Source organism: Pseudarthrobacter quantipunctorum, from assembly GCF_045291495.1.
In the GTDB taxonomy this organism is placed as follows: Bacteria; Actinomycetota; Actinomycetes; order Actinomycetales; family Micrococcaceae; genus Arthrobacter; species Arthrobacter quantipunctorum.
Genome location: NZ_CP148033.1, coordinates 2,726,349 through 2,748,687, shown reverse-complemented (window position 1 = coordinate 2,748,687; position 22,339 = coordinate 2,726,349). Strand labels below are relative to the sequence as shown.

Annotated in this window: 14 protein-coding genes and 1 pseudogene; 10 read left to right on the top strand and 5 right to left on the bottom strand. The window is 66.6% G+C overall.

What is annotated here, in order from left to right; all coding sequences use genetic code 11:
- Position 1: 1 nt before the first annotated feature.
- Entirely contained in the window at positions 2-706 is a 705-nt protein-coding gene (locus WHH00_RS12460; RefSeq protein ID WP_406633164.1) for a TetR/AcrR family transcriptional regulator, read from the bottom strand.
- Between the two features lie 163 nt (positions 707-869).
- On the opposite strand from WHH00_RS12460, the gene WHH00_RS12455 reads away from it, so the two are divergent.
- Positions 870-1,433 (top strand): hypothetical protein, encoded by a 564-nt coding sequence (locus tag WHH00_RS12455; protein WP_406633161.1) that lies wholly within the window; start codon positions 870-872, stop codon positions 1,431-1,433.
- A 150-nt stretch (positions 1,434-1,583) separates the two neighbouring features.
- Here WHH00_RS12455 and WHH00_RS12450 read toward each other — a convergent pair whose 3' ends face one another.
- The 4 genes from WHH00_RS12450 to WHH00_RS12435 all read right to left on the bottom strand — a co-directional run bounded on the left by WHH00_RS12450 (position 1,584) and on the right by WHH00_RS12435 (position 6,823).
- Positions 1,584-3,041 (bottom strand): dicarboxylate/amino acid:cation symporter, encoded by a 1,458-nt coding sequence (locus WHH00_RS12450; protein WP_406633159.1) that lies wholly within the window; start codon positions 3,039-3,041, stop codon positions 1,584-1,586.
- Between the two features lie 250 nt (positions 3,042-3,291).
- Positions 3,292-4,977, bottom strand: coding sequence for a DUF885 domain-containing protein (locus tag WHH00_RS12445; protein WP_406633157.1), 1,686 nt, complete (start codon positions 4,975-4,977; stop codon positions 3,292-3,294).
- Between the two features lie 32 nt (positions 4,978-5,009).
- Positions 5,010-5,243 (bottom strand): acyl-CoA carboxylase subunit epsilon, encoded by a 234-nt coding sequence (locus tag WHH00_RS12440; protein WP_406633155.1) that lies wholly within the window; start codon positions 5,241-5,243, stop codon positions 5,010-5,012.
- The gene (locus tag WHH00_RS12435; RefSeq protein ID WP_406633153.1) at positions 5,240-6,823 is read right to left on the bottom strand and encodes an acyl-CoA carboxylase subunit beta; all 1,584 of its coding nucleotides are present in this window, start codon (positions 6,821-6,823) and stop codon (positions 5,240-5,242) included. Before WHH00_RS12435 ends, WHH00_RS12440 begins: the two co-directional genes overlap by 4 nt.
- 223 nt (positions 6,824-7,046) lie before the next feature.
- Here WHH00_RS12435 and WHH00_RS12430 point away from each other — a divergent pair, with 223 nt between their 5' ends.
- The 9 genes and pseudogenes from WHH00_RS12430 to WHH00_RS12390 form a co-directional block, all read left to right on the top strand.
- Positions 7,047-7,934, top strand: coding sequence for an SDR family oxidoreductase (locus WHH00_RS12430; protein WP_406633151.1), 888 nt, complete (start codon positions 7,047-7,049; stop codon positions 7,932-7,934).
- A gap of 64 nt (positions 7,935-7,998) precedes the next feature.
- A complete protein-coding gene (locus WHH00_RS12425) occupies positions 7,999-8,907 on the top strand; it encodes a biotin--[acetyl-CoA-carboxylase] ligase (protein ID WP_406633149.1) in 909 nt (302 codons plus the stop codon).
- On the top strand, positions 8,900-9,499 hold the full coding sequence (locus tag WHH00_RS12420) for a PH domain-containing protein (protein ID WP_406633147.1): 600 nt from the start codon (positions 8,900-8,902) through the stop codon (positions 9,497-9,499). Before WHH00_RS12425 ends, WHH00_RS12420 begins: the two co-directional genes overlap by 8 nt.
- Positions 9,489-10,613: an adenylate/guanylate cyclase domain-containing protein gene (locus WHH00_RS12415; protein ID WP_104185299.1), complete on the top strand. Its 1,125-nt coding sequence runs from the start codon at positions 9,489-9,491 to the stop codon at positions 10,611-10,613. The genes WHH00_RS12420 and WHH00_RS12415 overlap by 11 nt, the downstream gene beginning before the upstream one ends.
- Positions 10,614-10,846: 233 nt before the next feature.
- Entirely contained in the window at positions 10,847-16,972 is a 6,126-nt protein-coding gene (locus WHH00_RS12410; protein WP_406633145.1) for an Ig-like domain-containing protein, read from the top strand.
- A gap of 81 nt (positions 16,973-17,053) precedes the next feature.
- Positions 17,054-18,025, top strand: coding sequence for a MoxR family ATPase (locus tag WHH00_RS12405; RefSeq protein ID WP_188809275.1), 972 nt, complete (start codon positions 17,054-17,056; stop codon positions 18,023-18,025).
- Between the two features lie 49 nt (positions 18,026-18,074).
- The gene (locus tag WHH00_RS12400; RefSeq protein WP_406633142.1) at positions 18,075-19,406 is read left to right on the top strand and encodes a DUF58 domain-containing protein; all 1,332 of its coding nucleotides are present in this window, start codon (positions 18,075-18,077) and stop codon (positions 19,404-19,406) included.
- The gene (locus WHH00_RS12395; RefSeq protein ID WP_406633140.1) at positions 19,403-22,066 is read left to right on the top strand and encodes a transglutaminase domain-containing protein; all 2,664 of its coding nucleotides are present in this window, start codon (positions 19,403-19,405) and stop codon (positions 22,064-22,066) included. Before WHH00_RS12400 ends, WHH00_RS12395 begins: the two co-directional genes overlap by 4 nt.
- Positions 22,063-22,143 (top strand): annotated as a pseudogene (locus tag WHH00_RS12390) (zinc-ribbon domain-containing protein); the annotation flags it as partial. The gene WHH00_RS12395 and the pseudogene WHH00_RS12390, both read left to right, overlap by 4 nt.
- Positions 22,144-22,339: the final 196 nt, after the last annotated feature.

Below are 22,339 nucleotides of genomic sequence, written 5' to 3'. Positions count from 1 at the left end.
ATCAGGAGGGACGGGAAGCTGAGGATGAGGGTGCGGGCGTGGTGCCCGTGGTGAAACCGGAGCCGAGCAGGGCCATGGCGTCGATCAGGAGGTGCCGGAGCTCGGCAAGGGACGCGGGGGAGAGGTCCGCGCCGCGGCGGGAGAACCAGACCTCCATGGCGGCCTTGCCGCAGGAAATCACGGACCCCGCCAGGGCGCGGAGGTAGAGCTCGTCCACTGCGCCAGGTGTTGCGGCGGCACGCCCGCGGGCTACTTCTGTGATCTGTTCCCGGCAGTGGTCCCAGGCTTCCAGCTCGGAATGGGACATCAGGCTGCTCTGCTGGGTCAGCGTGAACAGCTCAGCCAGCGGGGCCACCGTCATCGGATCCGCAAGCGCCATCAGTGCCTCCTGGGCGGACTGGAGGATGGGTTCGTCCGCGGGCCGGAGTTTGAACTGCTGGATGGCGTTGTCCAGGAAACCGTGGGTGATGGAGGCCAGCGCGGCATCGGTGCTGCCGAAGTAGTTGAAGAAGGTTCGGCGCGAAATGCCGGCGGCGTCTGCGATGTCCTCGACCGTGAAGTTCCCTGGCCCCTTGCTGCGCAGGAGGGCCAGGGCGGCGTCCGTGATGGCCTGGCGGGTGGCGGCTTTGTTCAGCTCACGGCGTGAGAGCGGCACGGATTCGTGCGGGGAGGCCCTGGCCGAAGCCTGGTCTGCGGAAACTGTCACGCTTTTACACTACGTGCAACTTTGCACTCTGGGCAACTTACTTTCACAGGAGAATGAAAGGTTCCGGACAGCTCTCCCATGACTTGCCCGCGGATGCTGGAAATGTCCCGAAAAGGACTAACGATCAGCAGCCGTCCCGAACGGCAGTACCAGGAGACAAGAAATGTCACGCACAAAGAAAATGACCCTCGGCCTGTCAGCTGCGGCGCTGGCCCTTGGTGCCGGAATCGGCGTTGCCGGCATGGCCTCCGCCACCACAACACCGGCTCCCGCCCCGAGCGCGAGCTCCAGCGCCTCGGCTGACGGGAGCGCCAGCACCGTGCCCGGCGGCATGGGCAAGCACGGCGGCCGGGGCGGGGAGCGGGGAATTGCCCAGGCGTCCGCACTGGCGGAGAAGCTGGGCGTTGAGGAAGCAAAGGTGACGGAGGCCCTGCAGGCCTTCCGCGAGGCCAACAAGCCCGCAGGTCCTCCGGCGGAGGGGGAGAAGCCTGATGCAGCGACCCGCGAGGCTGCCCTTGCAAAGTCGCTGGCCGAATCGCTTGGGATCGAGGAGTCCACGGTCACCACGGCGCTGGAGGAACTCCGCAGCGAACGGGAGGCAGAGAAGGCGGCGGGGCTGAAAACCCGGCTGGACCAGGCCGTCGCGGACGGGAAGCTGACCCAGGCCGAGGCGGATGCCGTCACCAAGGCGGTGGAGAACGGCGTGATCGGCGGCGGCGGGCACTGACCGCACTCCCTGCTGGATAGCGCCTTGCACGGAACCTGGCGCGCTGTATGGAAAATGCGACTACACAGAAAGTAGTCCCGACACAGAAAGAAGTCCCCGGGAACGGTCCAGTTCCCGGGGACTTCTTTCGTGATGGGTGAGCAGGGACCCTTAGGCCTTCGCGTCCTCTAGATGGCGTGGAGCGGTGTCCGTGGTGGTCCCGTCCGATGATGCGGCAGCTGGCGTACCGGCGTCGGCAGCGTCGAAGCTGTCGTCAACAAACGGCGTGCCGTTGCGGGGCGCGTTGTACAGCTGCTCGTCCAGGATGCCCTGGCGCTTGGCCACGATGGTGGGGACCAGGGCCTGGCCGGCCACGTTGACCGCGGTGCGGCCCATGTCCAGGATGGGATCAATGGCCAGGAGGAGGCCGACGCCGGCCAGCGGCAGTCCCAGCGTGGACAGCGTCAGCGTGAGCATCACCACGGCGCCGGTGGTGCCGGCCGTGGCAGCGGAACCCAGCACGGAGACCAGGGCGATCAGCAGGTACTGGGTGAAGTCCAGCTGGATGCCGAAGAACTGGGCCACGAAGATGGCGGAGATCGCGGGGTAGATCGCGGCGCAGCCGTCCATCTTGGTGGTGGCTCCCAGCGGCACAGCGAAGGACGCGTAGGCGCGGGGGACGCCCAGGCTGCGTTCGGTGACGCGCTGGGTCAGGGGCAGGGTGCCCACGGAGGAGCGGGAGACGAAGGCCAGCTGTACGGCGGGCCACACGCCAGAGAAGTACTGCTTGACCGAGAGGCCGTGGGCACGGACCAGGATGGGGTACACCGCGAAGATGACCAGGGCCAGGCCCACGTAGATGGCGAAGGTGAACTTGCCCAGGGAGCCGATGGTGTCCCAGCCGTAGACGGCAACGGCGTTGCCGATGAGGCCCACGGTGCCCAGCGGGGCGATGCGGATGATCCACCACAGCACCTTCTGGATGACGGCCAGCGCAGAAGCGTTCAGGTTCAGGAAGGGCTCGGCAGCCTTGCCCACCTTGAGCGCGGCAACGCCGACGGCGATGGCGATCACAAGGATCTGGAGCACGTTGAAGCTGACGGAGGTGGTGACCGCGCCGGATTCGGCAACAGTGGAGCTGGCGCCCAGTCCCAGGAAGTTCTTGGGGAACAGGCCCACCAGGAAGGCCCACCAGTCACCGGACTTGCCGGAGTACTTGGCTTCCTCGGAGATGCCGGTGTTGGCGCCGGGCTGCAGCAGGACGCCCAAGCCGATGCCGATCAGCACGGCGATCAGGGAGGTGATGGCGAACCACAGCAGGGTGTTCCAGGCGAGCTTGGCGGCGTTGGACACCTGGCGCAGGTTCGAGATGGAGCTGACAACTGCGGTGAAGATCAGGGGCACGACGGCGGTCTGCAGCAGTGACACATAGCTGGAGCCGATGGTCTGCAGGGTGGCGCCGAGGGCGTTGGGGCTGGCTTTGGTGCTGCCGGTGTACTTGGCCAGCAGGCCGAGGCCAAGCCCCACGATGAGGGCGGCAATGATCTGGAAGCCGAACGAGCCAGCCCACTTGGGCAGCTGGAAGCCGGTCTTTCCTGCGGGGGAAGGGGTGCTTGTCTGAGTGCTCACCCGACTACGCTAGGGCCACGGCACATATCACGGCGAACGAACATTGAGAAATATTACGCGCCCCGAGTTTCCGCTCGAGCGAATCAACCCCGTGAAATCAAGGGAGTGCAGCGGCTATGTTAAGTATTCCCGGTCCGGGTGTGCTTAAAGTCTCGCTGGTGAAGGGGTGGGAGGGCGACATCCGGCAGCGCGCGTCAAAGCGAGGAACGAGCAGCGCGCCGAGGATGTTGCCCTCCCGCCCCGAAGGGGGCTAGGAAAGCAGCGCGCGCCTTAGGGTGTCCAGTCCTACGGAGCCGATGTTGAGTGCCCTTGTGTGGAACTCCTTGAGGTCGAACCCGGGACGGGCTTCGAGTTCGGCGCGGATCTGTTCCCAGAGCCGCTGGCCCACCTTGTAGGAGGGTGCCTGGCCTGGCCAGCCCAGGTAGCGGGTGAACTCGAAGTTGAGTTGTCCTTCGCTGATGGGCAGGTTCTCCTTCAGGAATTGATAGCCCTTGTCCGGGGTCCAGGTGCCGGAGCCCCAGCGTTCCGGGACTTCGAGTTCAAGGTGGACGCCGATGTCGAACACCACGCGGGCGGCCCGCATCCGTTGCATGTCCAGCATGCCCATGTGGTCGCCGGGGTCGTTCAGGTAGCCCAGTTCCTGCATGAGCTTTTCGGCGTAGAGCGCCCAGCCTTCGCCGTGGCTGGAGGTCCAGCAGACATTGCGCCGCCACTTGTTCAGCAGTTCCCGGCGGTAGGTGGCGGTGGCCACCTGGAGGTGGTGGCCCGGCACGCCCTCGTGGTAGACCGTGGTGGTTTCGGCCCAGGTGGTGAAGGTGTCCTCGCCGGCGGGGACGGACCACCACATGCGGCCGGGGCGGCTGAAGTCATCCGAGGGGCCGGTGTAGTAGATGCCGCCCTCGTCGGTGGGGGCAATCAGGCATTCCAGCTTCTTCATGACGTCCGGGATGTCGAAGTGGACGCCGGCGAGTTCGGCCACGGCTTTGTCCGAAAGCTCCTGCATCCACTCCCGCAGTGCCTCTTTCCCTTCCAGCTGGCGGGCGGGATCGCTGTTGAGGATCTCCTTGGCCTCGGCGATGGTGGCGCCGGCCTTGATGGTGTCCGCCACCTGTTCCTGCTGGGCGATGAGCCGGTCGAGTTCCTCAACGCCCCAGGCGTAGGTCTCCTCCAGGTCAACTGTCGCGCCAAGGAACGAACGGGAGGCGAGGGTGTAGCGGGCCCTGCCCACGGCGTCCTTCGCGGGCGCGGCGGGCAGCAGCTCGGTGCGGAGGAACTCCGCCAGCCCGGCGTAGGCTGCCCGGGCGGCGGCAGCCCCGGCGTCGAGCTCTTCCTGGACGCTGGCAGGCAGCGGCCCGGCGTCCGTGGCTGCCCAAGCCGCCAGCTTGGCAAAGAAGCCGTCCGCGGCGGCGTACTTGGTGACTTGCTCAATGACGATCTTCACCTGGCGCGCCGCGGCAACCCGGCCGGAGTCCTTGGCCTGGCGCAGGGATTCGGTGTACCCGGCGATGGCTGCCGGAACATTGGAGGCGCGCCCGGCGATGTGCTGCCAGTCCTGCACGGTGGTTGTCGGCATGAGGTCGAAGATGGCGCGGATGTCCTGCGCCGGGGAAGCGATGTTGTTCAGGTCTGCGTAGTCCCAGCCGGAGGCGTGGATCAGCAGCTGCAGGCCCAGCCGTTCCTGCATGGCGTCCAGCGTGACGGCGTCAACTTCGTCCTCCGGTTCGAGGCCTTCGAGGTCAGCCAGCGCCTTCCGCGCGGCCTCGGCGAACTCCGCGATGCCCGCGGGGGAGAAGTCCTGGTATTCGGTTTCGTGCCCGGGAATGCCCAGGGTGGTGGCAAACGAGGGATTGAGCCTGATCAGGGTGTCGGTGTAGTCATCTGCGACGGCGTCGATGCGGGTGTGCGGGCGGGCGGCAGGGGAAGTGTCTGTAGTCACACTCCGAGACTAGCGCCTCGGGATGTGGGGATTCAGCCGCGGCTCCGCTTCCACGCGCCGGGACCCGGCGTGGGGCCCAGCCTCAGCTGCTGGCGGCGGACCCAGTGCCGGACCGGCGGCTTGTCCGTCCCGGTTTGCTGGACTCCGCCAAGGGACAGTACGACGGCGGTGAGCGCCGCCAGCTCCTCGGCTGTCGGCTGCCCCTTAACAACGGAGAGCACCGGTTCAGCGGGCGGCTGGTTTTCCTCAGGCTGGGAGTCTGTCACAGCGGGATGTTCCCATGCTTCTTGGCGGGGAGGCTCGCGCGCTTGTCCCGCAGGGCGCGCAGGCCCCTGATGATCTGGAGCCGGGTCTCGGAGGGGGCGATGACCGCGTCAACGTATCCGAGCTCCGCCGCCTGGTAGGGGTTGAGGAGCTCTTCCTCGTACTGCCGGATCACCTCGGCGCGCCGTGCCTCGACGTCGCCGCCGGCCTCTGCAACTGCAGCGAGGTCGCGGCGGTACAGGATGTTGACGGCGCCTTGCGCGCCCATGACGCCGATCTGGGCGGTGGGCCAGGCCAGGTTCAGGTCCGCACCGAGCTTCTTGGAACCCATCACGATGTACGCGCCGCCGTAGGCCTTGCGGGTGATCACGGTGAGCTTGGGAACGGTTGCCTCTGCGTAGGCGTACAGGAGCTTGGCGCCGCGCCGGATGATGCCCTGGAATTCCTGGTCCTTGCCGGGCAGGAAGCCGGGCACATCCACCAGGGTGATGATGGGAATGTTGAACGCGTCGCAGTGCCGGACGAACCGGGCGGCCTTTTCCGACGCCGCGATGTCCAGGGTGCCGGCGAACTGCAGGGGCTGGTTGGCAACGATGCCCACCGTGTGGCCCTCCACCCGGCCGTAGCCGATCATGACGTTCGGTGCGTACAGCGCCTGCATCTCCAGGAAGTGGCCGTCGTCCACGATCTGCTCAACCACCGTGCGCATGTCGTAGGGCTGGTTGGCGGAGTCGGGGATGAGCGCGTCCAGGGCGAGGTCGTCGTCGTCAAGCTCCATTTCCTGGGTGTGCTCCAGGACGGGCGCCTCGGAAAGGTTGTTGGAGGGCAGGAAGTCCAGCAGTTCGCGGACGAACTCGATGGCGTCCCCTTCGTCGGAGGCAAGGTAGGTGGACGTTCCTGTGGTGGCGTTGTGCTGCCGGGCGCCGCCGAGGGTTTCCATGTCCACGTCCTCGCCGGTCACCGTCTTGATGACGTCCGGGCCGGTAATGAACATGTGGGAGGTCTTGTCCACCATCACCACGTAGTCGGTGAGGGCGGGGGAGTAGGCGGCCCCGCCGGCCGAGGGGCCCATGATGAGGGAGATCTGCGGGACGACGCCGGAGGCGTGGACGTTGTTGCGGAAGATGTCCGCGAACATCGCCAGGGAGGCCACGCCTTCCTGGATGCGGGCTCCGCCGCCGTCAAGGATGCCGACGACGGGGCAGCCGTTGCGCAGCGCAAACTCCTGCACCTTGACGATCTTTTCGCCGTTGACCTGGCTGAGCGAGCCGCCGTAGACGGAGAAGTCCTGGCTGTACACGGCCACCAGGCGGCCGTCCACGGTGCCGTAGCCGGAAACCAGGCCGTCGCCCAGGGGCTTCTTCTTCTCCATGCCGAACGCGGTGGAGCGGTGCACGGCCAGGGCGTCGAACTCCACGAAGGAGTCTTCATCCAGCAGGAGGGCGATGCGCTCGCGGGCGGTGTTCTTGCCGCGTGCGTGCTGCTTATCGATTGCTTCGGGACCGGAGGGCTGTTCGGCACGCGCCTGGCGGTCGCGGAAATCGGCGATCTTTCCCGCTGTCGTTGTCAGATCGTGGCTCATCAAGTGTCTCCGGCTCTGTAGCAGATTGATTCTGTGGTGCTAAGTTTGCTGGCCGGCTGTTGTGCGGGGGTTTAAGTAGCTTCCACACAAAAGACGAACCCTGCTGGCAAGTCTAGTGACGCTTCAGGCCGCCGCAGCTGTAGGGAACCTACAATTTTCTGCGCCGTCATCGCCATCAATGTCATGTTACTCATCAGTAACTTAGCTGGGTTAGAGTGGTGCCATGACTTCGAGCAATGACGCTTTCCTCGCTCCTGCGGGCCCGTACCAGGCTGCCGGCTCCCTTTCCGGGCGGACCCTCCTTGTCTCCGGCGGAAGCCGCGGAATCGGCCTGGCCATTGCCCTTCGGGCAGCCCGCGACGGCGCCAATATCGTCCTGATGGCCAAGACGGGGGAGCCGCATCCCAAGCTCGCCGGGACCGTCTATACAGCCGCCCGGGAGATTGAGGATGCCGGCGGACAGGCCCTTCCCCTGGTGGGCGATGTCCGCGACGACGGCGATGTGGCCCGCGCGGTCTCCTCCGCCGTCGAGCGCTTCGGCGGTATCGACGCCGTCGTTAACAACGCATCCGCCATCGACCTTTCCAACACGGACGACGTGGACATGAAAAAGTACGACCTCATGCAGGACATCAACGTCCGCGGCACGTTCCTGATGTCCAAACTCGCGCTGCCGGCGCTGCGGGCCTCGGATGATGCCCATATCCTCACGCTCTCGCCTCCCTTGAACCTCAGCCCGCACTGGGCCGGAAAGCACCTGGCGTACACCATGGCCAAGTACGGCATGAGCCTGACCACCCTGGGGCTCGCCGAGGAGCTGAAGGCGGATGGCATCAAGGTGAATTCGCTGTGGCCGTGCACCCTGATTGATACAGCGGCGATCCGGAACATGCCCCATGGGGAGCGCATTGCCCAGGCGGCGCGCGGCCCGGAGATCATGGCTGACGCGGCACATGCAGTGCTCACCGGCAGCAACCTGGAAAGCGGCGGCCTGCCCAGTGGAAACTTCTACACGGACGAAGCAGTGCTCACTGCCGCGGGAGTCACTGATTTCCGGCCGTACAGCCTGGGGGTTCCGGAAGACCGCCTGGCGCCGGACATCTTCCTCTAGCCCGGCCCCGCAGGTCCACCGATGGCGGGAAGCCGGGACCGGGCCGGGTCGGTACAGTTTAGGTATGGATGACGCACATGCCCCCGGTACCCCGCTGAACCGGAGCGACCTCGCGGACCAGGACTTCCTGTCCGCCACCGGCATTGCACGGCTCGATGTGGTGGACTCCACCGGATCCACCAATGCGGACCTGCTCCGGTGGGTGACCGTGGATCCGTCGGCGTGGCCGGACATGTCGGTGCTGACTGCGGAATACCAAACGGCGGCCCGGGGCCGCCTGGACAGGCACTGGGAAGCGCCGCCCCTGAGTTCGGTCTCCGTTTCGGTGGTCCTGAGGCCTGCGAACGCTGAAGGCAGGCCGCTCCCCACCCAGAGCTATTCCTGGCTGTCCCTCATCGGGGCACTGGCGCTGCGCGAAACCCTGCTGGAGACGGCAGGCCTCCCCGCGGAGCTGAAGTGGCCCAACGACGTCCTGGTGCGCGGCAAGAAGATCGCCGGAATCCTGGCGCAGCTGGGTCCCATGGTGGATGGCTCGGTGCCGCCCGTCGTCCTCGGAACCGGCCTGAACGTCACCCTCCGGCAGGAGGATCTGCCGGTGCCCACGGCCACGTCCGTGGTCCTGGAAGCGCCGCGGACGGCGGACCGGACCGAGCTGCTCAAGAGCTACCTTTCGCACTTTGCCGTGCTCTACCGCAGCTTCTGCAACGCCGACGGCGATCCTGCGGCGGGCCTGGCCGGTGGACCGTCGCTGCATAAGCGGATTGAGGCCGTCATGACAACACTGGGCAAGCAGGTGCGGGCCCAGCTTCCCGGCGACCACGAAATTATTGGCCACGCTTCCCGGCTGGACGAGTACGGCTCCCTGCTGGTGGTTGACCGCGAGTCCCGCGAGCACGTGGTCACCGCCGGCGATGTTGTGCACCTGCGTCCGTGGACCTCACCGGATGCCTCCGGCCAGGGCGGTTATGCGTAAAGACCTCGTCCCGGGCGAGCAGGTGATTGTCACCACCCGCCCGCAGCCGAGGAAGCTGGCCGGGGCAGCAGCGGCCTTCATACTGTCTCCGGCTCTTGCCGCCTATGCTTCCGCGTGGGTGGTCCGCGGCGAAGCCGTGAGGGCCATCCCGGGCCTCGAAGCCCGGTGGACACCGGGGCTGGTGGCCGGATGCATCCTTGCGGCCGCCGGCGTCTGGCTGGGTTACTGCCTGCCCCGGCTGCTCCGGTGGCAGGGCACCCGGTACACGCTCACCAGCCGCAGGATCATCTCCCGGTCCGGCCTGGTGCGGCGGCAGGACCGGCAGGTGAGCCTGGCCTCGGTTCGCCACCTGACTGTCCACGAGTCGGTACTTCAGCGCCTGTTGCGCTCCGGGAATATATCCTTGGAAACCGGGTATCAGGGCGTCGTGACTTTCCAGGATGTGCCGGAGGTTGCCAGGTTCCGGGATTTCATCCTTGATGTCCTCGAGGACCTGCCCGACGAACGCGACGGCCAGTCCGGCGGGGAACTGGACTACCCGGCCGGAGCATTGCCATGGGAACTGAGAGAAGGTGGACGGGATGAACGATGAGGACCAGCAGGAACGCGTGGACTCCATCACGCCCCCGCCCGCGATGGATGCCCATCCCGCCACGGGCACCATGTCAGCCGAAAGGCTCGCCATGAAGGCGCTGGAAGCGCGCCTGCTCGGCGGGGAACGCAAGCTCCGCCGTCGTGAAGTCGCCGCCGGTGCGGGACTCTCCCTGTTGTCCGCACGCAAGCTGTGGCGCGCCCTGGGCTTTCCCAACTTCGGCGATGAGGACGTCGCGTTCACCGAGCGCGACCAGGCCGCCCTCTCCACCGTGGTGGACCTGGTGCGCTCCGGCAAGCTGACGGAGGAGGCCGCCATCTCCGTCACCCGCTCCATCGGGCAGATGACGGACCGGATGGTGGTGTGGCAGATCGAAGCCCTGGTGGAGGACATGGTCCACGAGCAGGGGGTCACGGACGCCGTGGCTCGCAAGCGGCTGGTCAACGAACTGCCCGCGCTGGTGGACGCCCTCGAGGAAGTACTGGTGTATTCCTGGCGGCGCCAGCTGAACGCCGGCGTTCAACGGCTCGCCGTCCGCGCGGAGGCCGGGCTCCAGGCGAGCGAGGAAGGCCGGGAAGGCGATGAGGACGACGCGCCGCTGCCGCTGGCACGCGCCGTAGGTTTCGCGGACCTGGTTTCCTACACCAGCCTGTCCCGGCGCATGAACGAAAAGACCCTCGCCCGGCTGGTCCAGCGCTTCGAGAACAAGTGCGCGGAAATCATCTCCGTAGGCGGCGGCAGGCTGGTGAAAACCGTGGGGGACGAAGTCCTCTACATAGCTGAAACCCCCGCTGCCGGCGCCGAGATCTCCCTTGCCCTGGCCCAGGCCTTCACGGAGGACGAAATCCTTCCCGAAGCGCGGGTGGCCATGGTGTGGGGAAGGATCCTGTCCAGGCTCGGGGACATCTACGGTCCCACCGTGAACCTGGCAGCCCGGCTTACCACGCTTGCCGACCCCGGGACTGTACTGGTGGACTCGATGACGGCCTCGGCCCTGGAGCATGACGAACGGTTCGTGCTGGAGCCGCAGCCGCCCGAGAACGTCCGCGGCTTCGGCGAGATCCGCCCGGTGCGCCTGGAGCGCGGGCTTGGCAAGGGGCTTGTGCTGGACTAGGACACCGCGAAGGATTCTTTTATCACTTTGTTGGTTTAACCGCTATATTGGTGCGTGCCCGGATGCCTTCCGACAGGCCGGGCGAAAGAAGCAGCAGGTCAAGCGTGGGGGTAGGGCTCCCCATCGCGGCCCTACCCGCTCTTGGGTAGGCTTGCGCGGGAATGGAGAGCCCAATACCGGGTTTCCATGTGCCTGGCCTGGGGCCACCGCAACAATCTGAGGGAATTTACGCTGTGACAAGTCTGCTGGGGAAACTTGGGCTCAAACGGCGCCACAAAAAGATCGTCAACGGCACCGCTTTTGGTGTAGCCGTGGCTGTCGTGGTGACCGGCGCCGTGCTCTATCCGGGGTTCAAGACCACCGAGGTGGAGCTGAACGACGGCGGCGTGTGGGTGGTCTCTAAGTCCAAGAACGCGGTGGGGCGGCTCAATTATCCCTCGCGTGTCCTTGATGGAGCGGTAACGCCTGCTTCCACGACGTTCGACATCCTGCAGGACGCCGGTGATGTCTTCGTCGACGATGAGACGGGCTCAACGCTCAACCAGGTGTCGCCGGCGAACATGCGGCTGGGCGGGGACAAGCAGCTGCCCGGATCGGCGGACGTCAGTTTCGGCTCCGAGGTGATCTCGGTGACGGACGCGGCATCGGGCAAGGTGTGGGCGGTGTCACCGTCCACGGTCAACGGTTTTGACGAGGAATCGTCCGAGCCTGTCATGGTGGGTTCGGAGGGCATCGTCTCGGCGGTGGGCGATGATGACCGGATTTATTCAGCAGACCCCAAATCCGGTGTTGTGACGGTGACGGCCGTCGAGGCCAACGGTGAAGTGACGTCTTCGGAGTCCGAGACCTGGGCGGAGCTTAAGGGTGCTGGGGACCTGCAGATCACGGTAGTGGGGGACAGCCCGGTTCTCCTCGATGCGGCCGCCGGAAAGCTGTTCCTGCCGGGCGGCAAGCGCCTGCAGCTGGACAATGCGCGCGAGGCCAAACTGCAGCAGGGCGGACCCGCCAGCGGCTTTGTTGCCATTTCCACCCAGAAGGCGTTGCTGAAACAGCCGCTGGACGGGTCCACGGCAAACACGGTGACGTTCGACGGCGAGGGTGTGCCGGCTGCGCCCGTCCAGTTGGGCGGGTGCGTGCATGCGGCGTGGTCCGGGGCGAACAAATATGTCCGGGACTGCGTGAACGATGCCGATGACAAGAACGTCGACGTGCCCAAGGCGAGTGCTTCGCCGTCGTACGTTTTCCGGGTCAACCGGGACCTGGTGGTCCTGAACGACGTGAACTCCGGCAACGTGTGGCTGGTCAACCAGAACATGCAGCTGGTCAACAACTGGGACGACGTCGTTCCGCCGAAGAACGAGTCCGACGAGCAGGACCAGGAGTCCGCGGACAACAACACCATCAACGTCCTCCCGGACCGCACCAAACCCAACCGTCCGCCGGAAACCAAGCCCGACGCCGTCGGGGTGCGCCCCGGACGCACCACCATCCTCAGCGTCCTGGACAACGATTCGGACCCCGACGGCGACGTGCTCACCGCGGCCGTGGGAACCTCCGGACCCCAGGCCGGGAGCCTTCAAAACATCTACGGCGGCACCGCCTTCCAGGTCTCGGTTCCCGCTGACGCGAAACCCGGCACTGAAACATTCAGCTACAGCGCCTCCGACGGCCGCGGCCTCTCCGCAACCGGCCAGGTCACGCTCAGCGTGGTTGGTGCCGACGAAAACAAGCCGCCGCAGTTCAAGCGCGGCGATAACGCCACCACCATGCTCGTTGAGCAGGGCAAGACAGTCAGCCAGAACATCCTCACGGACTGGATCGATCCCGACGGCGACGACCTGGTGCTGCTCGACGCAAAGGCAGACAACGACCAGGACCAGGTGAAGGTCCGGCGTGACGGCCTGCTCACCTTCCAGGACTCCGGAGCGACAGCCGGCAAGAAGACCGTGGAAGTCACCATCTGGGACGGCCGGGACACCGTCACCGGAAGAGTCGTGGTCAACGTCCAGCCGCCGGGAGCCCTTGCACCGGTGGTCAACGCCGACCACGTCACGGCGGTGGTGGGCCAGGACCTGGTCATCTCTCCGCTGAAGAACGACGTGGACCCCAACGGCGGCGCGCTCCGCCTGGCACAGGTCGAAGCCAACGGCCCCGCGGACCTGGGCCCTGTGACCGACGGCGGCACGTTCACTTTCCGCAGCACCACCCCCGGTCCGGTCTACCTGACGTACATCGCCAGCAACGGCCCGCAAAGCAGCCAGGGGCTCATCCGGGTTGACGTGGAATCCGGAGACGAGGCCGGCGACCCCGTCGCCGTCCACGACGTGGCCCTGATGCCCACCGGCGGCAGCGTGCTGCTGGACCCGCTGGCCAACGACTCAGACCCCTCCGGCGGCGTCCTGGTGCTGCAGTCCGTGAAACTGCCCGAAAACTCGACCGCGTCCGTCAGCGTGATCAACCACGGTGTCCTGCGCATCACCGACATCCTGGGGACCAAGGACCCGATCCTCTTCGAATACACCATGTCCAACGGGAAGAAGTCGGCCACGGGCAGCGTCTCCGTGGTCCCCGTCCCGGCCCCCGCCGTCGTGGAAGCACCCCAGCCGAAACCTGACGAGGTCAACGTACGGGTCAACGACGTCGTCACCATCCCCGTACTCGAAAACGACACCCACCCGCAGGGCCAGGAGCTCACGGTGGATCCTGTCCTGCCACAAGGCGTGGACCCCGTGGACGGAAAGAGCTTCGTCTCCGAGAACACCCTGAGGTTCATCGCCGGCCCGCAGCCCAAGACGGTCCGTGCCATTTATAACGCCGTGGACCCGCAAGGCCAGAAGAGCGCCGCCGCGGTGACCATCCACATCCTTCCGCTCGAAGGTGCCGAAAACTCCCGCCCGCAGCCGCGCAACCTGACTGCCCGTGTGGTGGCCGCCGGCACAGTGCGCATTCCCGTCCCCCTGGACGGCATCGATCCGGACGGCGACTCGGTCCAGCTGACCGGCATCGACAGCACGCCGTCGATGGGAACGGCTTCCGTGGGCAGCAACTTCATCGATTTCACGGCTGCCGGTGACGGCGCCGGAACCGACACGTTCCGCTACAAGGTGGTGGACCGGCAGGGCGCCGTTAACACCGGCACCGTCACCGTGGGCATCGCGCCCCGCGGCGAGGTCAACCAGAAACCCACCCCCGTGGACGACGAGGTAAGGGTCCGCCCGGGCCGCCAGATCGCCGTCGACGCCACCGGCAACGATACCGACCCCGACGGCGACCTCATCCGCATCCTCAGCGACGGCATCGAAGCCGACCCCGCGCTGCAGGCCACCGTGAGCAAAACCAGTGGCCGGATCATCCTGCTGGCGCCGGAAGAAGCCGGAACCGTCAACGTCCGCTACACCATCGCCGACGACCGGGACGCCACCGCGCAGGCCACCATCCGCGTGGTGGTGGACAACGAGGTGCCCCTCAAGGCACCCGTCGCCCGTGATGACAGGGTGACCTCCGCCCAGACCATGGGGAAGACCGCCGTGGATGTCCCCGTCCTGAAGAACGACGAGGACCCCGACGGCGTCGGTGAAAACCTGAAGATCAGCACCGAGGCCGCCACCGCCAGGCCCGGGCCGGACGGCACCATGATCGTTGACCTCACCGAGCAGCCGCAGCTCATCCCGTACAACGTGGAGGATGTTGACGGCCAGCAGTCCACGGCCGTGATCTGGGTGCCGGGCCTCGGCCAGCAGGTGCCCACCCTGGCCAAGGACGAAGTCATCGAGGTCGTCGCCGGGCAATCAGCGGACGTTGACCTCGACGAGTGGGTCAAGGTGCGTGAAGGCCGCTCGCCGCGGCTCACCCAGACCGACCGCATCAAGCTCATCGGTGCAGACGGCGGCGATCCTGTCATCGCTGACGGCACGGGCCTGAAGTACACGGCCGGCACCGACTATGTGGGTCCCGGCTCGCTCACCTTCGAGGTCACGGACGGTACCGGCCCGGACGACCCCGAAGGCCTCAAATCCACCCTCAGCATCCGCACCAAGGTCCTGCCCGACCCCAACAAGAACAATCCGCCTGAGCTGCTGGGCGCAAACGTGGACGTGCCCAAGGGGGACTCCGCCAGCGCCGACCTGGGCAAGCTGACCTCGGACCCGGACGCGGACGACGTCGAAAAGATGAAGTACGAACTGGTGGGCGGAGCGCCTGCCGGGTTCAACGCCAGCATCGACGGCAGGACCCTCAAGGTCTCCGCGGCCGATTCAAGCGGCTCCGGAACCACCGCCGCTGTCCAGGTCAAGGCCAGGGATCCCCGCGGGCTTGAAGCTACTGCCACCTTCCAGCTGAAGGTGACTGCCTCCAACCGGCCGAAGCCGGTGGCGAACGACGACGTGCAGGACAACGTTGCCGCGGGCAAACCCGTGACGGTGAATGTGCTTGCCAACGACGCCAACCCGTTCCCGGAGACGCCGCTGAAAATCATTGCGGCCGCCGCGGAAACCGGCAGCGGCAACGTGGACGTGAACGGCGATTCCATTACGGTCACGCCCGCGCCGGGCTTCACCGGGACCATGGTGGTCTCCTACACCGTGGCGGACAAGACGGAGGACCCCTCCCGCCAGGCAACAGCCCGCGTCCGCCTTACGGTCAAGGACAAGCCGCAGGCCCCCGCCACCCCGCAGGCCCAGAGCGTGGGGGACCAGACGGCCCTCCTGAACTGGACGGCGCCCGCAGACCGTGGCTCGCCCATCACCACGTACACCGTGTACGGCGAGAACGGGTTCGAGCAGGATTGCCCGGCCAACACGTGCACGCTCAACGGGCTGGTCAACAACACCAAGTACCACTTCCAGGTCACGGCAACCAACGAGTTTGGCGAGTCGGACAGGTCGCCGGCTTCTGCCGAAGTGCGTCCCGACGTGAAGCCCGACACCCCGCTGGCGCCGTCCATGAAGTTCGGCGACAAGGAGCTGTCCATCAACTGGTCTGCCCCTGCCAGCAAGGGCTCACCGGTGAAGTCCTATGACCTGGAGATTTCGCCCCCTCCCGCCGGGCAGAACGCCCAGATCCAGAACCTGACAGCGGTCAGCTACGTCTGGAAGGGACTGCAGAACGGCGTCTCCTACAAAGTCCGGGTCCTGGCGCGCAATGATGCCAAGGAACCGTCCGAGTGGAGCCCGTACTCTGCAGCCGAGGTTCCTGCCGGCGCGCCGGCCACACCTGCTGCGCCGTCTGCGGCGCAGGCGGGTTCAGTGGGGTCGCAGAGCCAGCTGAAGGTGAGCTGGGCGGCGCCGAACAACAACGGCGACGCCGTCTCCGCCTACACCCTGACCACCCTCCGGGGCGGCGCGGTGGTGGCCAGCCAGCAGGTCACCGGTACTTCGCAGAACGTGACGGTGGACAACTCCGAAACGAACTACACCTTTACCGTGTCCGCCACGAACAAGGCGGGAACCAGCGGCACAAGCGCCCAATCGGCAGCCATCCGGGCCGTAGGCAAGCCGGGCATGGTAGGCACGCCGACTGCAACACTGGTGGACACAGGAGGGAATGGCGGAAAGATCGATGTCCGGTTCCCGGTATTGACCGCTGCCCAGCGCAACGGTTCGACCGCCGACGAGATTACGTACAAGTACAGCCTGACGTCGGGTGGGGGCAGCGGCAATATTCCTGCAGGCGGCGGCACTGTGGCGGCAGCCAACGGCACCCAGACGGCCGTTGTGGTGTGGGCCGTGTCGTCCCGCAGCTCTACGGCCGGCGATGCCAGCCCTGCATCGAACTCCGTCAATCCCTACGGCCTCGCCTTCGCTCCGACCGTTACTGGCAGCAATAGCAGCGGCGTTGGGGACAGGACGGTGTCCTGGACGTGGAACCAGCCGGACGGTAACGGCCGCGCGGTGACCGGTTACCAGTACAGCCTGGACGGCGGCAACTGGCAGGACACGCAGGAGCGGCGCTTCTCCAAGACCGTAGGGTTCAGCGAGACGCACACTCTCCGGGTTCGTGCCATCAGTGCCGGCCAGCCCGGCCGGATCGGCAGCGATACGTCCCGCAGTGGCGCGGAACCGCCGCCTCCCGTACCCACCTCGTGGAACATCACGGCAACCCCGGTCCGCAGCTGCACCGAACCCCGCAAGGGGACCGACAGCTACGTCGCCGGCAACCCGTCACAGTGCAACGGCGAGGGCAAGTGGCTGGACGCCGGGGCTGCAGCAACGACGGACCGCTACCAGGTCTGGTACAAGACGTCCAACAACCCCAGCGGCATCTGGTACCACCTGACCTCCGGCATGGCGGCTGGCAACTGGATCCGTTGCGACACCTCGAACCTTGGGTGCAACCCGCCCAATGGCATGCCAAACCGCTAGTCCACCACCTCCGCGACGCTGGGGCCCGGCCTTCCGGGCCCCAGCAAGAACTTGAAACCTTGAGAAGGAAGAAGCCACACCATGACCATGACCCCCGAGCAGGCCGCCTGGTTTGCAGACACCTTCGAGAAGCTCGTTGCCAACGTGGGCCAGGCCGTGCTGGGCAAGGAGCACGTCATCCGGCTCACCTTCACGGCCATGCTTGCCGAGGGGCACGTGCTGTTCGAGGACGCGCCCGGCACCGGCAAGACCTCCCTGGCCCGGGCACTGGCCGCCACCGTGCAGGGCTCCAACAACCGCATCCAGTTCACCCCGGACCTGCTGCCTTCGGACGTCACCGGTGTGACCATCTACGACCAGAAGACGCAGAAGTTCGAATTCCACAAGGGCCCGATCTTCAACAACATCGTCCTCGCGGACGAAATCAACCGCGCCTCGCCGAAGACCCAGTCGGCGCTGCTGGAAGTCATGGAAGAGTCCCGGGTCACGGTGGACGGCGTCACCTATGAGGCAGGACGCCCGTTCATGGTGATGGCCACGCAGAACCCCATCGAGCAGGCCGGCACCTACCGTTTGCCGGAGGCGCAGCTGGACCGCTTCCTGATCAAGACCTCCATTGGCTACCCGGACCACGCCTCCACCGTCCGGTTGCTGGGTGGCTCCAACCTCAAGGACCGGTCCCAGGAACTCTCCGCCGTCATCACCACCCAGGCGGTGGCCGACATGGCAGACCTCGCTGCCACCGTCCACGTGGATACCGCTGTGCTGGAGTACATCTCCAGGCTCTGCGAAGAGACCCGCAACGCCCCCGAAACCCGTCTTGGCGTCTCCGTGCGTGGCGCCCTGGCCATGGTCCGGGCAGCAAAGGTCTGGGCAGCCGGGCAGGGCAGGAACTTCGTCCTTCCGGACGACATCAAGGAACTGGCTCCCGTGGTGTGGACCCACCGCTTTGTCATGGATCCCGAAGCGGAGTTCTCCGGAGCCACCGCTGAGGCAGTACTGACGCGGATCCTGGCGGACATCGCAGCTCCCCAGCAGCGCACCAACGCCTGACCCCCGGCCCGGACCCCACCACTTTCCACGCAACAACGAAGGCACACATATGTCCAGCGGCACCCCGTTGACCCGGCTCACGGAGCGTCTGAAGCAACCCTTCGCCAGGAACGGCAGTCCCGGCGCCCTGCACCCCTCAGCCGTCTGGGCCGAGGCCAGGAACACCGCAGCCATGGCGTCGGCGCCCGCCTGGCGTGCCGTCCGGACCGTGTGGCTGACGTATGCCTGGCCCGTGCTGTCAGTGGTCAGCGTCCTGGGCTGGTCGGTCCTCGCGGCCGCCATCCTGCTCTGGGCAACAGGGCAGGCGTTCGGCTGGCAGGAGGCCAAGGCAGCTGCCATCGCGGCGTTCGTGATGTTCGTGATTGCGGTGGCGTTCGTCCTGGGCCGCTCGTCCTACGGCGTAGTCCTTGACCTGGCCCGCACCCGGGTGGCGGTGGGGGACAGTGCTGTTGGAAGTATCGCGGTGTCCAACACTTCTGCCCGCCCGCTGCTGCCGGCAGCCCTGGAACTGCCGGTGGGCAGTGCCACCGCCGTGTTCCACCTCCCGCGGATGAAACCGCAGCAGGTCCACGAGGACCTCTTCACCATTCCCACCGCGCGCCGTGCCGTGATTGTCGTGGGCCCCGTCAGGTCGGTACGGGCAGACCCGCTGCACCTTTTGCGCCGCCAGGTCCTCTGGACCGAACCCGAGGACCTGTTCGTCCACCCGCGCACAGTGGCACTTGCCGGATCGGCTGCCGGATTCATCCGGGACCTCGAAGGCATGCCCACCACGGACCTCTCCAGCGCCGACGTATCCTTCCACGCGCTGCGCGACTACGTGCCGGGGGATGACCGGCGGCACATCCACTGGAAAACAACGGCACGGACCAACAAACTCATGGTGCGCCAGTTCGAGGAAACCCGCCGCGCCCACTTGGCCATCTCACTGTCCATCAACACCGACGAATACGCGTCGGAAACCGAGTTCGAGATGGCCATCTCCGCCGCCGCCTCCATCGGCAGGCAAGCCATCCGTGAGCAGCGCGAGCTGGACGTCCTCACCCAGAAAGGCCCGCTGCGCTGCGAAACCGGGCGGAACCTGCTGGACGACATGACCCGGATCGTCGGCGCTCCCATGCGGCGGACCGCCGTCGACCTCGCCAGGACCCTGGCGGACACCGTCCCCAACGCTTCCGTGGTGTTTTTTGTGGTGGGCAGCAACGTGACCGCCACGCAGCTGCGTTCCGCAGGAGCCTCCGTGCCGCCGGGAGTCCGCAGCCTCGCGGTCCGCGTAGAGGCCGGCGCCTCGCCCACGCGGGCAAACATCGCAGACCTCACCGTGCTGACGCTCGGCGACCTGACTGACCTGGCCATTGTGCTGAGAAAGGCCGCAGCATGAGCTCCACAGAGAACATGCGCCCGCGCAGCACGCGCCCCCGCACCAAACAAACCCGCCCCAAACAATCCCGCCCCAAACAATCCCGCACCATCCGCACCGCACCCCGGGAGCAGGCGGACTCCGCCTTTGCCAACGGGCAGCCGTTGTGGCACTTCATGCTCGACGCCGGCGCGCTGACGGTGCTTCTCGGGCTGGGCCTGCTCGGGTTTGGGCTCAGTTTCGGCGGCGACCCCTATTACCTGCTGTCCGGCTTCGGCGGAATTATCCTGGGGCTGGCACTGGGCGCCCTGAACGCGCACCTGCGCCTGGGGCTGCTCATCACCACGGCTCTGGCCCTGGGCGCCTACCTGGTCTTCGGCACGCTGCTGGCCGTTCCGGATTCCGCCATCGCCGGTTTCGTCCCCACCCTGGACTCACTCCGCACCCTCCTGCTGGGCATCGTGTTCGCCTGGAAGGACATGCTGACGGTCGGCGTACCCGTGGGTACGGCGGGCGGTGTGCTGATCGTTCCGTTCCTGAGCTCCATGATCACCGCGCTGGTGGCCGCCATCCTGACCTGGCGGCTTCGAAGCCCTTACTTCCCCCTCCTGCCGGTGCTGGTCCTGTTCGTCACCGGCATCGCTTTCAGCACCAACGCCGCCTTCCTCACTGTGGAACGCGGCATCGGCCTCACCGTGCTGGGGATCGCCTGGGCCACCTTCCGCAGGGACGCGCTCCGGAAGAACTCCACCCGAAGGGTTTCCGTCAACAACCCGCAGACGGACACGGCCACCGCCCACCGTGCCAGGCTCCGCCGGCTGGGAATGGCGGCAGGCGTCATCGCCGTCAGCGTGGCCGTGACGGCGCTCGCCGCACCGCTGGTGACGGCGGGCAACGACCGGAAAGTCCTCCGGAACGTCGTGGTCCCGCCGTTCGACCCCAAGGACTACATCACACCCCTCGCCAGCTTCCGGACCTTCGTAAAGGACAAGAAGGACGACACCCTGTTCGTGGTCAAGGGCCTGCCCCGCGACGGCCGCGTGCGGCTGGGGGCACTGGATGCCTTCAACGGCACCAACTACACAATGGACCCGAACGGTTCGGGCAACTTCAGCAAAGTGGGGGACACCGAATCGATCAACACCCTCGCCGATACCTCGGGCGCTGTTCCCACCAACGATTACGCCATCAACATCACAGTTGAGGACTACCAGGGCTTCTTTGTTCCCGGCGGCCGCAAGACCACCGGACTGAGCTTCGACGACTCCGCCTCAGCCGCGGCGTCGGGCCTCTACTTCAACTCCGGCACCGACACCGCCGTTACCACCAACGGGCTCTCCCGCGGCGACTCATACAGGGTCCAGGTATCGGACCCCGTGAAGTTGGAACACGGGCAGTTGGCGCAGTACCACTTCGCGAAACTGTCCCTTCCCGATGCCGTGGAAGTGCCCCCGGTGGTGGGGTCGCAGGCCAACGACCTCTCCTCCGATGCGCCCACGCCCATTGACCGGGTGCGCCAGATTGAGGCCCATTTCCAGAAGACCGGAGCCTTCAGCAATGGGCTGGTCAGCGAAGGCCAGCTGCCCAGCGTCTCCGGGCACGGATCTGCCCGGATCAGGAACCTCCTCACGGCCAAGCAGATGCTCGGCGACGATGAGCAGTACGCCGTGGCCATGTCCCTGATGCTGCGCCACCTCGGCATCCCGTCCCGTGTGGTGATGGGTTTCTACCCTGAACCCACCAGCCCCGAAAACGGTGCGGGCGAGGTCAGGATTACCGGCAAGGACGTCCACGCCTGGGTTGAAGTGGCGTTTGAACGGGTTGGCTGGGTGAGCTTCGATCCCACCCCTCCCAAGGACAACATCCCCATCCCGCCGGATCCGGAGAACAAGTCCAAGCCCAAACCGCAGGTGCTGCAGCCGCCGCCCCCGCCGCAGGAACCGGCGGATCTCCCGCCGGACTCGTCACCGGACGCGCTGGACGCCGATGAGAAGAAAAACAACCCCTGGCTCTTCTGGGGTGCCCTGCTGGGCGCGCTGGGCATCGTCCTGATCCCGCTGGCTGTCCTGGCGCTGCCGCTGCTGCTGATCGCACTGCTCAAATCCCGGCGGCGGAAGTCGCGGTTCACCGAGGGCCACCCTGCGCAGCGTGTGGGCGGTGGCTGGAGCGAGGTAGTCAGTTTGGCCACGGACATGGGCGCGGCGGTTGATTCCCGGGCCACCCGCCGCGAAAGCGCCGCAGTCCTTGCCGAGGCTTTTCCCGCAGCGGGCAGCACCACCACCGTGCTGGCCAGGCGTGCGGACGCGTCCATCTTTGGCGCGGGCCAGCCGAGCGAGGACGAGGTTCGCGAGTACTGGACCATCGTGGACAGCTCCCTGAAGGAGATGACCTCGACGGCGGGCTTCTGGCGCCGGCAGCAGGCGAGGTTCTCGCCGCGCTCGCTCCTGGCGGACGCGCGGAACGCCCTGGCCCTGCGGGGCCCGCTGGCACTTCCGTCCCTCCGCGCACTCAACCCGGCGTCCCGGCGTCGTAAGGGCACGGCAGCCCCAGCGCCGCAGGGGACTGTACCGCAGGGGACTGCGCAGGAGGGGAAAGCGCCGCAGGGGACTGCGGAGCAGGACCGCACGACGCCGGAACCTCCCATGCAGGGACCTCCCACGAAGGGACCCACGGCACCGTGACGGCGGATCTTCAGACATGCCCCCGGTGCAGGCAGTCCATCCGCGCGGGGGCGGCGTTCTGCACCTCCTGCGGAGCGCCCCTGCCCAACCGTGCGGCACGCAGCAACCGAACCCTGCACCCCGGCGGGACCGCCGGCGGTGAACCCCTGCCGGGGGCTCCGGCTGCCCATGGAACAGGGATTCCCGGTACTATCCCGGTAGTACAAAGATCCCCGGCATCCCAGGCTGCGGATCCAGCACACGCAGGCACCGGGCGGGGGAGCGCCGGCGGTT